The organism is Cognatundibacterium rugosum, assembly GCF_014284365.1.
Taxonomy (GTDB): Bacteria; Pseudomonadota; Gammaproteobacteria; order Burkholderiales; family Burkholderiaceae_D; genus Undibacterium; species Undibacterium rugosum.
Genome location: NZ_JACOGG010000001.1, coordinates 219842 through 235028, shown reverse-complemented (window position 1 = coordinate 235028; position 15187 = coordinate 219842). Strand labels below are relative to the sequence as shown.

Annotated in this window: 9 protein-coding genes and 1 tRNA gene; 5 read left to right on the top strand and 5 right to left on the bottom strand. The window is 47.1% G+C overall.

What is annotated here, in order from left to right; all coding sequences use genetic code 11:
* Nucleotides 1-24 precede the first annotated feature (24 nt).
* A complete protein-coding gene (locus H8K47_RS00970) occupies nt 25-1047 on the top strand; it encodes an AraC family transcriptional regulator (protein ID WP_186879553.1) in 1023 nt (340 codons plus the stop codon).
* Here the strand turns inward: H8K47_RS00970 and H8K47_RS00965 are convergent.
* Complete coding sequence (locus H8K47_RS00965; RefSeq protein WP_186879552.1) at nt 1030-3369, bottom strand: PAS domain-containing sensor histidine kinase; 2340 nt, start codon at nt 3367-3369, stop codon at nt 1030-1032. The genes H8K47_RS00970 and H8K47_RS00965 overlap by 18 nt on opposite strands.
* A gap of 78 nt (nt 3370-3447) precedes the next feature.
* Entirely contained in the window at nt 3448-3915 is a 468-nt protein-coding gene (locus H8K47_RS00960) for a thioredoxin family protein (RefSeq protein WP_186879551.1), read from the bottom strand.
* 271 nt (nt 3916-4186) lie between these two features.
* On the opposite strand from H8K47_RS00960, the gene dinB reads away from it, so the two are divergent.
* Nucleotides 4187-5242 carry a DNA polymerase IV gene (dinB, locus tag H8K47_RS00955; RefSeq protein ID WP_186879550.1) on the top strand — a complete coding sequence of 352 codons (1056 nt, stop codon included), beginning with the start codon at nt 4187-4189 and terminating at the stop codon, nt 5240-5242.
* On the opposite strand, the gene H8K47_RS00950 is transcribed toward dinB, so the two are convergent.
* The 3 genes from H8K47_RS00950 to H8K47_RS00940 form a co-directional block, all read right to left on the bottom strand.
* Complete coding sequence (locus tag H8K47_RS00950) at nt 5225-5893, bottom strand: substrate-binding periplasmic protein (protein WP_186879549.1); 669 nt, start codon at nt 5891-5893, stop codon at nt 5225-5227. The genes dinB and H8K47_RS00950 overlap by 18 nt on opposite strands.
* Before the next feature lie 176 nt (nt 5894-6069).
* Nucleotides 6070-6852: a substrate-binding periplasmic protein gene (locus tag H8K47_RS00945; RefSeq protein ID WP_186879548.1), complete on the bottom strand. Its 783-nt coding sequence runs from the start codon at nt 6850-6852 to the stop codon at nt 6070-6072.
* 103 nt (nt 6853-6955) lie between these two features.
* Nucleotides 6956-7032 (bottom strand) — tRNA-Arg (locus tag H8K47_RS00940).
* 226 nt (nt 7033-7258) lie between these two features.
* On the opposite strand from H8K47_RS00940, the gene H8K47_RS00935 reads away from it, so the two are divergent.
* The 3 genes from H8K47_RS00935 to H8K47_RS00925 all read left to right on the top strand — a co-directional run bounded on the left by H8K47_RS00935 (nt 7259) and on the right by H8K47_RS00925 (nt 14998).
* Nucleotides 7259-7798: a c-type cytochrome gene (locus H8K47_RS00935; protein WP_186879547.1), complete on the top strand. Its 540-nt coding sequence runs from the start codon at nt 7259-7261 to the stop codon at nt 7796-7798.
* Nucleotides 7799-8635: 837 nt separating this feature from the next.
* On the top strand, nt 8636-11734 hold the full coding sequence (locus H8K47_RS00930) for a TonB-dependent receptor (RefSeq protein WP_222612703.1): 3099 nt from the start codon (nt 8636-8638) through the stop codon (nt 11732-11734).
* A gap of 492 nt (nt 11735-12226) precedes the next feature.
* On the top strand, nt 12227-14998 hold the full coding sequence (locus H8K47_RS00925; RefSeq protein ID WP_186879546.1) for a TonB-dependent receptor: 2772 nt from the start codon (nt 12227-12229) through the stop codon (nt 14996-14998).
* The last annotated feature ends 189 nt before the right edge of the window (nt 14999-15187 follow it).

Sequence of the window (15187 nt, the reverse complement as noted above, 5' to 3'; positions counted from 1 at the left end):
ACCCCTTATCAGCACCGTATTTCTATGCCATCTGTTGTTGCGCCACCACTTCTGTCCGTGAATGATGCTGTGTTCCCTTTGCATCCGCTCAGTGGCGTGCTGAGTCTGGCACAGGAACAGCAATGGCAATGGCCTGCACCTTTGCTGGTGCTGGCGTCGCAACCAGGCAGTCAAGCCCAGCCCAGATTGAGTTATTTGCAGGCACGCGAAGCGATGTTGATTGCCAAGCATCAGTTGGGCAATCAGCTCGGTGTCCTGTCCGGCGCGCGTAAAGCCTTGCCGCAACTGAGTTATCTGGCGGCAGGAATGGCGGCACAACACAGTCTGGCCGACGCCTTGCAATTTGGTCTCGATTACCAGTTGATCGCCGGAGCAATGGTGCATCTGACTCTGGCGCAGGGCTACGAAGATGCAGCCGTAGTCGCCTGCGCTTTGTTCGAAGATACTGAACTGGAAGACGTGCTGGCCATCGATCATCTGGCAACTGCAGTCAATGCTGCACGTCAGTTGTGTCCGCGGCCATTTACATTAAACAGTGCAGAATTCCGCCTTTGTGACGACGGCAACCGATCCGTGTATGAGGCATTTTTTCAGTGTCCTGTGCGCTTTGGTGCGGATAACAATCAGGTGAATTTTGATGTGCGCCAGTTACAACAGAAGTTAGTGTCGTCTGACCCGTTGCAGGTCGTACTGGCCCGTTCAGCCTGTGAGCAGGAATTGCAGGCGCTTGGGGTATTGGGACAACAAAGCCTGCTGCAGAAATTGCTGGCGCTGCCTTGTGCGAATCATGGCATTGCGCAGGCGGCACAGGCTTTACAACTGAGTCCGCGCAGCTTGCATCGTTTACTGGCCAGAGAAGGTATTTCGTACTCAGCGCAAAGTGACAGGCAACGCATAGGTCTCGCGAAGAACCTGCTGCAGCAGGGCATGGATCTGGAAGACATTGCAGCCCGGCTCGATTACTCAGACAGCCGCAGTTTGCGACGTGCCTTTCAGCGATATACCGGCTTCACCCCGGCCGCTTATCGTTCAGGGAAACACCGGTAAATTGAACCAGAACGTGGTACCGCTGCCAACCTGGCTGCTGAAATGAATTTGTCCCCCCATGCCTTCCACCAGCGCTTTGGTAATGGCCAGCCCCAGACCGGTACCGCCCTGTTGACGGGTATTGGTGCCGTCAGCCTGTGTGAAAGGCTCAAACAAGTGTGCCTGAAATTCGGTCGGAATGCCGGGACCACGGTCGCTGACTGAGATATGGAACTCCTGTTCCTGCCTTGTAATCCTGACTACCACGCTCTCGCGTTCTGGTGAAAATTTGGCTGCATTCGAAATCAGATTGGCCATGACCTGCATCAGCCTGTCATAGTCTCCCAGACTGGTGGCGCACAGCACTTCCTGCTCCAGGATCAGTCCCACCTGCAGTGAACTGGTATAGGCTGCGTTGGACTCAATCGCGCTGTGCAGCATGGCCAGCAAATCGACAGGCTCAGATTTGATGGGCATTTTCCCATTGCTGAGTTTGTCCATGTCGAGGATGTCATTGACCAGCTTGATGAGACGCTTGCTATTGTTGTGTGCAATTCTCACCAGTTGCCGTGCCGGATCGCTGAGCTCGCCCGCTACGCCGGATTCCAGCAGGCTCAGCGATCCACGGATGGACGTCAGTGGCGTGCGCAGCTCATGGCTGACTACGGAAATAAATTCGGTTTTGAGTTGATTGATGCGCAGACGGTCACTGATATCCATCGCAAAACCAACCCACTCGCGCTTGGAGTTTTCCAGGTGATTAATACCAACCAGGACTGGCACGGTATGACCATCAGCATGTTTGAGCATGATTTCAAACGGCGCTGTGGTACCGGTTTCACTTAGTTCGTTGTAAGCCAGTTTGCACAAATACTGGTCATTTTCAGAAAGCAATTGTTTCCAGATATAGGGCTCACCCAGTAAATGGTCCCGGTGATAGCCGCATAGCTGACAAAAAACGTGATTAACGTCGATCAGGTAGCGGCTTTGATTTCCCTGAACGATGCCAATCAGACTGGAATTCATCAAACGTTTCAGACGGCTTTCACTGTCACGTAAGGCATTCAGGGTTTGGCGCTGACCGGTGATGTCTTCTATCATCCAGACTGCGCCTTTTTGATAATTTTCAGTCGGCAAAGCACGCCCGGCCAGCCTTGCAATAAACGGCTTGCCATCCATGCGCCGCATATTCCATTCCAGCTCTACCGGTTCATCCGCCAGCAAGGGGGCTTTCACGGTTTCCTTGAAGGCCAGATAGTCTTCAGAGGTCACGAATAAAAAACTGGTTAACGCACCGATCATCGCTTGTGCATTTGGGAAGCGGCATAGTGCGGCCAGCACATGATTGGCTCTGACGATCAGATCATTGCTGACAAACATGATGCCAACCGGTGCATTGGCAATCAAAATTTCCAGCTCGCGCGCTAACTCTTTGTAACGGTTTTTGCTGGCATTGAGTAAATCCTGATTCAGCTTGATTTGTTCTTCAGTTTCCTTGCGGTCGGTGATGTCTATATGTGTGCCAACGATGCGTACCGCACGCTGATGACTGTCACGTTCAACCACCGCACCGACTGACATCATCCAGCGCCATTGGCCCGCCTTATTTTTTTGCCGGAATTCGGCGTGGTAGTCGCCTTCGGCATGTTGAGAAAAATGGCGCTGATAAGCCTGCTTGAGTCCGGCGACGTCATCGGGATGGATGCCTTCTGTCCAAAAATATTCCCAGAAGCTGTCAGGGTCCGGAAAATCGTCATTGGAATAGCCCAGCATTTGCAGATATTCCGGACTAAACGTGCCTAGCCCGGTTTGCAAGTTCATGTCGTATAAACCCTGATTCGATGATTTCATGACCAGGCGACGCTGTTGTTCTGCCGCCAGCAGTTTTTGTTCGGTCTGCTTACGTTCAGTCTGATCGCTGACAAAACCATGCCAGAGCACACTGCCATCTGCCAGGCGCTCTGGGGTGGCATCGCCAATTAACCAGCGTTCCTTACCTTCTGGTGTAGTAACGCGATACTCATGTTTCCATACTCTAAGACTGGCAGCAGATTCCCGTATACCGACTATCAGTGCTGGCAGATCATCCGGATGTACTTTGGAAAACAGTATGGATGCGTCAGTGCTGAGCTGTTCCGCTTTGACGCCAAACAGGGTTTCGACGGAAGCACTGACATAAGGAAAGAAGATGCGACTTTCTGGGCAACGCTGAAACTGGAAAAACATACCAGGCAGACAGCGCGAGAAATTATTGAGTAAAGCATGACTACGTTGCAGAGGTGCCGTGCTGACGGCATCTGGTTCGGCTGGCGTTGCATTGATGATGGGCTGGCTACCGGTCATACCTACGCTCGCGAAACGTCATCAGGGAGCAGCGTCAGGTGAATTCTGACGCTGTAAGTGTCGTCTGATCAGGCTGGATTACTGGTGCTGGGTGACGATTTGATTGAAGAAATCATACACGCCTTGTTCACTCATTCGGCGCGCATTTGATAATTCACCACCTTTAGAAGCGAACAAGACGGTGTTATCCGGTTTTAACACGACGGCTGCCGGAATACCTTTTTTGGTCGGATTGCCATAGGTCTCGATCAGTTCCTTGTTTTTATCGAACTGACCCACATTCACTTTGACTACCACGAATTTCTTGGCGATGAGGTCTGCGCTTTGGCCATGCATGGATTTATCCAGCTCCAGGCAGTCTTTACACCAGTTCGCGCCAAAAATGACCAGTACATTTTTTTTGCCGGATTGTGCTTGCTTCAGTGCAGCTTCTACCGCAGCGGGTGCATCGGCCGTTTCATCATAAGGGGCATTGCCCGCAGCCTGAGCAGTGTGTAACGCAAAACCGAATACCAGCGCTGAAATGAGAGTAATGATTTTTTTCATAAAATGGATTCCTGTAAAGCTGGCAGTACCAGCGAAATGACAGCAGAAGAATAGCGTGTTCCACACCAATTGGAATGCAGTATTTCAACCTGACATGTAAAACTATGCCGCAAAACAGAAATAGTTGCTTGAGCGATAAACATTTTCTGTGAAAAAAGTATATTTTTGCAAAAAATGCTGGATATATATACAGTTTAATTGTGCTCGGCAGCTACAATAGACAGCTTGCTTTCCTCCAGGATCACTCAGTTATCACTCAGTTGGTGTTGTATTGAAGAAAATTATTCATTGCGATTGTGATTGTTTTTACGCTGCCATTGAGATGCGCGACGATCCTACACTGCGCGGAAAACCCTTGGCTGTGGGTGGGCGCCCCGATCAGCGTGGTGTGGTGGCGACGTGTAACTACGAAGCAAGGCGTTACGGAGTACGCTCTGCCATGGCCATGTCGCAGGCAGTACGGCGTTGTCCTGAGCTGATGATACTGCCGCCTGCGATGGAAAAGTACCGCACGGCTTCGCGCCAGATATTGGCAATTTACCGCGACTATACCGATCTGGTAGAGCCGCTTTCTTTAGATGAGGCTTATCTCGATGTGAGTGCTTCCTCTCATCATCAGGGCAGCGCAACAAGGATAGCGATGGCGATCCGGGCCCGGGTGGCCGCAGAGGTCGGGATTACCGCATCTGCCGGAGTGGCACCAAATAAGTTCCTGGCCAAAATTGCCAGCGACTGGAATAAACCCGATGGCCTGTTCGTGATTTTGCCGCATCAGGTACCGGATTTTGTTGCTGCCCTGCCTGTGGCCCGTCTGTTTGGTGTCGGTAAGGTGACTGCTGCCAGGTTACATCAGCTAGGCATACAGACTTGTGCAGATTTGCTGCGCTGGTCTTTGCCTGACTTGCTGCAGCATTTCGGCAAGTTGGGACGTAGTCTGTATTTTTTGGCACGTGGCGTTGATGAACGAGAGGTTATCGTGAGCAGCGAGCGTAAATCAGTCAGTGTGGAAGAAACCTATGCGCAGGATTTGCCCGATGCAGCAGCTTGCCTTGCGGAGTTACCGGTATTGCTCAGCGATTTGCAAAGGCGGGCGAGTGCATGTAATGCATTGCCCCATATCCACAAACTCTATGTCAAATTACGCTTTTCTGATTTTCGTATCACGACGGTAGAATGCGTGGCCCGCGAGCTGGATGCAGACATGTTCGGGCAACTGATACAAACAGGTTTTCAACGTCGCCAGTTGCCGGTTCGTCTGCTGGGTCTTGGCATACGTCTACAGGAACATCAGCCCATGGATTCGGCACAATTAGAACTTGGTTTGTGAGTTACTCAATTGCCACGTTGGCTCACTGACTGACAGTTGCAGTTGCTGAAAATATTGTGCTTCCATCTTTTTGACCTGGAGTTTTTCCAAGCCGGTATTAAAAGCTTTCTGTTTTGCCTGTCCCTTGGCGTTGCGCTGAAAACAGATATGCATGGAAAACTGGGTCAGTTCCTTAGGATGAAACACAATATGTTGCTTGTCCGGACCCAGACTCAGATCACTGATCAGCAGGCTCTTATAGACCCATTTATCAATTACGATTACATCTACCCGTTTTGCCAATAGCTTACGTAAATTACTGATATCTGAAGGTGCGCTATCAACCAATAGTTGTTTCTGTCTGACCATGGCATCGAATACCTCACCGTTGGCGTATTCGTGGACTGTACCGATTTTATACTTCTTCAGATCTTTTAAATTTTCCCAGTCGAAATGGGTATCACTAAGACTGGCAAACCCTATGACGCTGTTGCCCAGGCTGCCAGAGAAGTAGCAATTTTTTTCCCTCTCCTTCAGATAGAAAGCCGGAAAATAACCATCGAATTGCTCACTGTTGAGCCCATCCTGTACAGCTCTGCTCCATGGGAAATAGCTGATTTCTGTACGCAAGCCGGCAGTTTGCGCTGCTGTTCTGACGATGTTGGCAGTCATCCCGTCACCTGGCAGCACTTTGCTTACATATGGCGACCATTCCAGCGAGGTAAGACGCAAGACATCCTGCTGCGCGCAGGCTGGTCGGCTGCAAGATAAGGCAACACAAAACAGACTTAGAAAAGGAGGGATGATTCGTGTAAACATTTCTGCCTCGCAAGAGAATGCGAGGCAGTTTAGCGCATGTATTTGATTCTGAGTTTTTCTATCAGGCCAGACTGTTGCACTTTTTCAAATGATTGTCTGATTCTTTGTACCAATACCGGATCAGAGTCTTTTTGCATGGCCAGGTAATATTGATGCTTATTGTCCAATAACAGCACACTTTCCAGTTCGTCCGGATGTCTGCCCAAGGTTTTCATGAGATAAGCAGCACTCCAGTCCTGTGACACCACCAAATCGACCCTGCCAACCAGAAATTTCTTCATATTTGAGTCTACTGTTGGCGCGTAATCGATATATTTATCCTCGATCGCATACTGTTTGACCAGTTCTTTACTGGATGCCATTTCCCTCACCAGGCCCAGCTTATAGGACCGCATATCCGTAGGACTCCGGACCTGAATGTCTTTGCGGCTTTTTAATTTATACAAATGTATTTGTCGTGGGCTGACCGGACCTATCCACACAAAATCTGACTCTCTTTCTTTCGTCCGGGTAATCGAAAATATCAGGGTATTTGCTTGTGTCAGTGCCAGTTGGTAGGCGCGTGCCCAAGGTAATACGTGTATCGGTACCTGCAGATTGGCGTTGCGCATGACCGCATTGACTATTTCTGTGCTGTAACCGGTGACTTCTCCTTGTTCTTCATAATTTAGCGGCGGCAAATGCTCAGTGACGATAGTCAGTTCAGCAGAGCGTGCATGACCGGAAAAGCCAAGCAAAGCAATGAGCGTCAAACGTAAGATCAGCAAAGAAAAAGAGGAAATACCCATAGACTGATTGTAATCGCTGGACATGAAACTGGCGTGACAGCTTTACAAACAACACGATGCTTTTACAACATGGGGAAGTCAAAGAGCGGAAGCGAAAAGACTAAGAACTTGCTAAGCGGGGAAATGATGGCGCGCCAGACACGAATCGAACGTGCGACCCCAGCCTTCGGAGGGCTGTACTCTATCCAACTGAGCTACTGGCGCGGAGATGATTTACTGCAAGCGCGGTATTTTACCCTAATTTACCGATAGTCCAAGGACCGCAAGGGATAAATTGTCGATTAGCACATAAAATTGACACGTTTCTTGTTTCTGCTCAGATGACGTGCGTTCCCAACCCTAATCTTTGGCTCTATAATCGTTCGCTTTCAGGCTGCCGATCTGGTCTTGCCGGCAAGCTTTCCCTACACCTATTTTCAACGAGGAAATCATGAGCGACGCGCACGACGAACACGAATCAGCGATTAAAACACCTAAACAACTGATCCTTGCTGTGCTGGCTGGATTTCTGGTGCCAATTATTGTGATTGTTCTGTTGGTAAAATTTGTATCGAGTGACAAACAAACCGGTGCAGGTTCGAATGCGCAAAGTCCTGAAGCTGTTGCTGCCAGGATTCATCCGGTGGCGGATGAAGGCTATACCTTTAAAGATGTGAGTGGCCCTAAGCAATTGCAATCTGGCGAAGCGGTCTACAAAATGGTGTGTGCTGCCTGCCACGACAGCGGTGCGGCTGGAGCACCAAAATTTGGCGACGCTGGCGCATGGGGCCCACGTATTGCACAGGGATATGACAAGGTCATTGAGCACGCTTTAGGTGGCTTGCGCGCGATGCCGGCAAAAGGCGGCAACCCTGACCTCGACGATGTCGAAGTTGCACGTGCCGTTGTTCACCTTGCCAATGCAGGTGGAGCCAAATTTAAAGAGCCAGAAGTGAAAGCCGCAGCCTCGGCTGAAGCGAGTGCTAAATAAGTATGAAAATATGTATTTAGCATGTGAGTGCTGGACCCTTAAAAAACTCCGCTTGCGGAGTTTTTTTTTTGAAAGGGGGGGCTGTGCATCGCTTGAATCTCGCACAGTGCCGTAGCAAAGTGGAATGCAGCACGCACTGCCAAGATCTTTTCTGTAACGAAAGTAGGTGCGGAAATGAGACAAAATTTTGTCAATACAACCAATTCTCTTTAAACCAATTAAATATTTTTTTTGCCCAAAAAAAGTGAGATTTTTGGCATTGAATTACGTGGTCTGCACAAAAATGGTGAAAACAAAAAACAGATGTAGAAATAAGTACCTTTATTTTCAATGACTATCTGAAAGCAGGGAAAACTTTATTTTGAATTTTCTGGTTTTTTAGAGAATTAAGTACAGTTTTGTTGGGGAAAGTAGCTTTTGAGAAATTAAATATTGCGACGCACAAAAAAAGCTCATATTTTTTTGCTATGAACATATGTAGGTCTTTCTAATGTTGTTTTTAAGGGAAACCTGCCTAAGGGGCAATTGACACTCACTCAGACAAAATGGTTCTATGACACATAATATTTTTTGGCAAATTAATTTACATCGATAAGTTTTTTACGAAAACCTTGTTTGCATGTGAATACAAAAATCAAACCCCAAGGGTGAAAAATAGATTTGTCAAAAATATTGTGAGGTGTTGAACAGCTGCATGCCTCTGTATGACCACGAACCGTAGCAATGACTACAAAAATTAATCGGGGCATGCAGAGCAAGCAACTAAACAAGCTGCATAGAACTAGTTTTACTTGTTTCGATGTTGCATTTTGTTGAATTGGATACTTAGGAAATCATATGTCAAAGAAAAATCTTGTGTTTAAGAAAACACTGGTGGCACGTGCATTAATGCTGGCCTTTGGAGCTGGTGTTGCTTCATTTGGCTACACACCAGAGGTCATGGCGCAGTCGAATACGGCCGGTACCGTCTACGGTAAAGTCGCACCTGGAACAGCTACGACGGTTGTTCTTAAAAACACTGAAACAAATCTGACACGCACCGTTAATGTTGATGCGTCAGGTGTTTTTCAAGCAACAGCCTTGCCAAGCGGACCATATCAGGTCAGCTTGTTGAAAGATGGTAGTGTGGTTAAAACAACTACAGTTTCTGTGTTGTCCGGCCAAGGTGTGGAAGCGGAGTTTACTGTCGCGAGTACAGGTGTGCAGTCAGTGGAAGTATCTGCTCGCCGCACTAAAATCGACGTTTCTAATGCGACAAACGGCGTAACGTTTACCGCGAAGGAACTTGACAAGCTGCCGATGGGACGCAACGTTGACGCTATTATCCAGCTGGCACCAAACACGACACGCGCGGATCCTCGCTATGCGGGTGGTGCGAGTATCGGTGGTGGTGGTGCATCTGAAAATGCATACTACATCAATGGTTTCCCGGTTACTAACCCCCTGACCCAGCTGGGTGCGGCTGAGTTACCATTCGGTGCTATTTCACAGGCACAGGTTTTGACTGGTGGTTTTGGTGCAGAGTTTGGCCGCTCTGTTGGTGGTATTGTTAATATCACGACTAAAAGCGGTACAAATAATTGGGAAGCGGGTGGCTTAGTCACTTACAGTCCTAAAGCATTACGTGCCGACCAGATTGATATTTACTTCCCTAGAACAGGTGCGTTTGCTTCTACAGACGGCACTTTGCGTCGCTATCGTCAAGCTAATACGCTCGAAAACACGACATACTCAGCTTATGTAGGCGGTCCTATCATTCAGGACAAGTTGTTTATGTTTGCAGCGTTTGAAGGTCAAAAAACCAACAGTGAGGGAACAAACGCTTCCAACATCCGCACCAGCTCAAATAACAACACTACAGGCTGGCTGTCACAGGAAGCGAAGTTAACCAGATATTTAGGGAAACTTGATTGGAATATCACGGATGATCATCGCTTGGAATTGACCTTGATGGGCGATTTGCCTAAACGCGACAATAGTTATTCTGGCTTCGACTACAACACAAAGTCGCGTTTGCCAACGGGTGTAACGTCGACTGAACACTACGAAAATGTGGGCGAAAACGGTGGCGAAACCCAGATTTTGAAATATACGGGTAACATCACCAACGATCTGGTTGTTTCAACTTTGTATGGACAAAGTAAGAGCAAACATATCAACTCGTTTGGCGGCTCTAATCAAAGCCAGTACCTGATCGTTGCTGATACTGTGAACCAAGCTCCAGGATTTGTGTACAACAATCCACAACCAGTCTCCGGCAATGTGTTGGATAACGGCTCTGAAGACCAGATCAAATCATTCCGTCTCGATATTGAATATAAACTGGGTGCACACAAAATCCGTGCTGGTTTGGACAACAACAAACTGAGCTCTATCAATGCCGGTGAACGTTCATCTGGTGGTGGTACCTGGACATACCTGAAAAATCCAACACCAGGAAAACCCATCACTCCTGGTGGTGCTGATGCAGCAGGTAACACAGTTGTATTGCCTGCGTTCACGGATCCAAAATATGGACCATTGGCAGCGCAAGGTTACTACGTGGATAAAACATTGTTCACGACTGTAACTAATGCTTACTCTGATACTGACGCGCAATACATTGAAGATCAGTACCAGGCAACAAAGAATTTGTTGATCACAGCTGGTTTGCGCCGTGAATCTTTCTCTAATGCAAACGGAGATAAGAACAAGTATATCGAGCAAAAAAATCAGATTGCGCCTCGTCTGGCAGCAGTGTGGGACGTCAACGGTGATTCTTCCACTAAGGTGTTTGGTAGTTTAGGTCGCTATCACTTGCAAATCCCGACTCACCTTGCAGTTCGTGGTGCAAGCCGCTCTACTTATACTGACACTTTCTATTCCTACACTGGCGTGAATCCAGATGGTACTCCGAGTGGTTTAGTACAGTTAGGTGGTCCTGCTTCTGGTAATAATGAATTTGGTCAGGAAAAAGACTACAAGTCTGTTTCTGCAACCAATTTGAAACCAACTTACCAGGATGAATTGACGCTGGGCTTTGAACAAGCGTTTTCACCAAACCTGAACTACGGCGCGAAAGTAACGTTCAGAACTCTGAAGTCGACTATCGATGACTGGTGCGATGATCGTCCTATCCGTGCATGGGCAGATCGTAATAAGGTTGATCTGAGCAATTGGGGCGGTTTCAACTGCTCTAATATCAATCCAGGCGAAGATGTTGATTTGTTACTGGACTTTACTGGTAACGGCAAGAAGCAATATACAGCTGTTCACCTGACTGCCGCTGAAACAGGTCTGCCAAAAGTTGAACGTAAATATACTGCTCTGGACTTATTCGTCGAGCATCCATATCGTAACGGTTGGTACGGTAAGATTGCTTATACGTGGTCCCGTAGTACAGGTAATACCGAAGGCCAGACCTTATCGGATGTGGCACAAACTGACGTAGCTGCTACACAAACTTGGGATTACAAAGAGTTGATGGTCGGTGCGAACGGATTGTTGCCAAACAACCGTACACACCAGATCAAGGCTTATGGCTTCTTTGACCTGACTAAAGAAATCACAGTTGGCGGTAACTTGCTGTTAGCTTCCGGACGTCCACGTTCTTGCTTAGGAACAGATCCTAACCCAGGTGATTCTCCTAACTACAATTCGGCCTCTCATAACTGCTTTGGTACAACTTCAGCCCAAAATGTGCCATCGCCACGTGGTACTGCCGGCAATTTGGAATGGGATCGCCGTTTGGATCTGAACGTAGTGTATAAACCACAAGCGTTCAAAGGACTGTCTTTGAAACTGGATGTATTCAACGTGTTCAATGCACAGACGATACAAGCCGTCGAAGAGCGTTACAACAACCGCAATGCACTGCGTAATACATATGCTGTATGGTTGAGTACTACTGCACCACGTAGTGCCAAACTGAGTGCAGAATATAACTATAAATTCTGATAGTCAGTACTAGTTTTTATTTCAACATTCAGACTTTTGAAATCCTGCCAGGTAACTGGCAGGATTTTTTTTTGACTGACAAGCTTGGGTAGCTTGGGTAGCAGAAATTTTTATAAATAAGAAAAATCGAAATAAGACTCTCATTAAAATTAAATTCTGCAAACAAGAGTTTTTTTGTTTTTTATCGTAAAAAAAAAGAAAATCTCAATATTAAGTAAGTTTTTGTTAAAAATTAAGCGAAAAACTTGAATTCGCGTTGTTGTATTTTTGCGAAAAATATTTTTCTGTGGCATTGACACTAACTAATGCGAAATGTTCTTATTGCGACTCTGATTTTTTTATCATGACAATATGAAACATTGTTTATGAGAATTGAATTTAGTTTTGTTAGCTAATCAAGACAAAACTCAGAGCCATAACAAAAGAACATTTGATCATCAGTCATTTTGATTGGTGATCCAAACTTTGTAAGTGTCTAAATGGAGGAATCCCATGTTAGTTGAGAAAAAAATATCCCGTGCAGTCAGGGTAATTTGTGCAAGCGGTTTGGTGATAAGTGCGGGCATGATGACTCAGGCAGCCTACGCTGACGATGCTGTTCAGCGTGTTGAAGTGACAGGTTCGTCGCTGAAACGGGTAGACGCTGAAACAGCTTTGCCAGTACAAGTCGTTAGCAAAGCTGAAATTGCAAAAAGCGGTGTCACAAGTACACAAGAATTGCTTTCAACAATTACAGCAATTGCATCATCGGGTAGTACCTCGAACGCTGCAGGTGCTGGTTCTTCTACGGGTGGTTTGTCTTCAATCTCTCTGCGCGGTATCGGTGATTCACGCACTTTGGTTTTGGTGAACGGACGTCGTTTGGCTCCATTCGCTAGTGGTGGTGGTACTGTCGTTAACGTTAACGTTATCCCGTTGTCTGCGATTGAGCGTGTCGAAGTTCTGAAAGACGGCGCTTCCGGCATTTATGGTAGTGATGCGATGGCAGGTGTGGTCAACTTTATTTTGGCCAAGAAATATAACGGCATTGAGCTCAGCGGTACATACGGTTCCCCAGCTGAGAGCGGTGGTGGTCAAAATGGTCGTGCCTCTATCGTAGCTGGTTTTGGTAGCGATAGCGGAATCAGCGGTGTTGTATCCGCTTCGTATGAAAAAGAAAAAGCATTGTTCGGTAAAGATCGCTCCTATGCGAAGTCTGCCAACAACTTCCCGTATTACGGCGCTGGTGCGACTGGTCAAGGTAATATTCAAGGGCCATGGACGCTGGGCGGTGGCGATGACCAGGCAACTGGTGGCAGTGCTTATGGTAATCCGCTCGCAGCTTCAGGTCAGTGTGACTCCATCGGTATGGTCTTGTATCCGGGCGTGTCAGCAAAGAAACAGAAATATTGCGCTTACGATAGCGGCCCTGATGTTGGTCTGACACCAGATCGTGAACTCATTAACTTCACAGGCAACTTGAACTATCGTGTGAATGACAGCGTCGAACTGTTTGCCGACGCTTTGTATTCCCAAAGTAAAGTGACACAAACATTCCAGGCGTCGCCAGCACGCAGTGACTTCTTTGATACGGATGCTTTGTTTGATTCAAAAAAAGTGGAACGTGCACTGCTGCTTTATCCAAATAATCCAGTGTATCAATCGATTGCTGTACCCTATCTGAATTCAATTGGCCAATCGAAATTTATTGGTCAACCTCTGGCAATTACCGCTCGCGTCAAAGATTTTGGCCAGCGCTCTGGTCTTGATACTGCGACCCAATATCGTACGACTATTGGCGCAAAAGGTACTGTTGCAAATCAGGATTATGAAGTTGCTTACTCAAAAAATCAGTCTAAATTAACCAGCAGCGTCACTAGTGGCTATTTCTCACAAGTTGCATACGCGCAAGCGATTAACGACCAAAATAGTGGCTGGAATCCTTGGGCACCGGGTGGCGTACAAAACCCTGCACTGACAGCAAAGATCAAAGCAGCAGCGTTCGCTGGTGATTACTTGTCTGCAACATCGAAACTGGATACTTTCGATGGACGAATTTCTGGTGATTTGTTTAAGTTGGGTGATTCTGCAGTTCAATATGCAGCTGGCGGACAACTATCGAAGCAGAACTATGCTTTGAATCCTAGCCAAGTATATATCGATGGTGACGTTGCAGGTTTGGGTGGAACGATAGTCCCGTTGGATAAAAGCCGTACCATTAAGTCCGTCTTTGGCGAATTGAACGTCCCAATTCTTAAAAATCTGGATGGCAACCTGTCGGTACGTAACGATCGCTACGACGATGTAGGTAACACAACCAATTACAAAGCAAATCTGCGTTATCAACCGATTAAGTCCGTTTTGCTGCGTACATCTTACGGTACTGGATTCCGCGCGCCAACTTTGGTTGACTTGTGGTATCCACAAACGCTTGGCACTTCCAGCCAATTTGATGATCCTACAACAAATCAGTATGGAATCCAGGTTAATCAAAAATCGGGTGGTAACCCTGATCTGAAGCCTGAGAAATCAAAACAGTTCTCTTTGGGCATCGTATTGCAGCCGACGAACAACCTGAGTTTCAGTTTCGACTGGTTCCGTATCAGAATCAGCGACTATATCTCTACGCCATCTGAGCAAGAAATAGTTGATGGTTTCCGTCGCGGTGACCCGACTTATGCGCGTTCGGTGATTGTGGATGCAACGAATAACATCACTCGAATTAACGCAATCACAGCGAATGCTGGTACGGCTGACGTGCAAGGTTTGGACATCGCTGCAAACTGGAAAGACAAATTCGCATTCGGTGGTTTGAATTTGAGTTTCAGCGGCACTTATATGAACAAATTTGACCAGACTTCACCAGGTGGTCAGTTGTTCGGTAAAGTAGGTACTTTGGTCAATGACATTGATGGCACAGCTACCCCAGTCATTGGTGCGAACAACGGCGGTGTGATCTTGCGTTGGAAGCATCAAGCTGCTGTTACGTGGACACATGAAGCTTGGGCGACGACATTTATTCAAAATTTCTCGTCTGGCTATCGTACTAAAAACACGACGCAAGATAAGCCTAACTTTATCGGTTCTTCGCAAGTATATGATCTGAACGTGACGTACACAGGTGTCAAAAACACTACACTCGCAGTTGGTGTTAAAAATCTGTTTAACAAGCAACCAGACGTATTTATTCCTGCAAGCAATCAGTTCCAAAGTGGCTACGATATTTATCAATATGATCCACGTGGCCGTTTCGTTTATTTAACTGCGTCGTATAAATTTAAATAACGACATATAGCAAGGTTTGCACGTCGTAATGAATTCATCATTGCGACGTGCAGATAAATAAGTTTGACTTGATGTTGAGATGTGTAGATTCAACGCGTTCTAATTCCGCCATATGTACGGTTTACCCCGTATGTCTTCCTGCCACGCCACACTGATACAACGGTTTGTACTTTCGCAGCAAACTGAGTA

Excerpts from the sequence above, each read along its gene's own strand:
- H8K47_RS00970 (WP_186879553.1), top strand. The coding sequence starts at position 25 with ATGCCATCTGTTGTTGCGCCACCACTTCTGTCCGTGAATGATGCTGTG.
- H8K47_RS00965 (WP_186879552.1), bottom strand. The coding sequence starts at position 3,369 with ATGACCGGTAGCCAGCCCATCATCAATGCAACGCCAGCCGAACCAGAT.
- H8K47_RS00960 (WP_186879551.1), bottom strand. The coding sequence starts at position 3,915 with ATGAAAAAAATCATTACTCTCATTTCAGCGCTGGTATTCGGTTTTGCG.
- H8K47_RS00950 (WP_186879549.1), bottom strand. The coding sequence starts at position 5,893 with ATGACTGCCAACATCGTCAGAACAGCAGCGCAAACTGCCGGCTTGCGT.
- H8K47_RS00945 (WP_186879548.1), bottom strand. The coding sequence starts at position 6,852 with ATGTCCAGCGATTACAATCAGTCTATGGGTATTTCCTCTTTTTCTTTG.
- H8K47_RS00935 (WP_186879547.1), top strand. The coding sequence starts at position 7,259 with ATGAGCGACGCGCACGACGAACACGAATCAGCGATTAAAACACCTAAA.
- H8K47_RS00930 (WP_222612703.1), top strand. The coding sequence starts at position 8,636 with ATGTCAAAGAAAAATCTTGTGTTTAAGAAAACACTGGTGGCACGTGCA.
- H8K47_RS00925 (WP_186879546.1), top strand. The coding sequence starts at position 12,227 with ATGTTAGTTGAGAAAAAAATATCCCGTGCAGTCAGGGTAATTTGTGCA.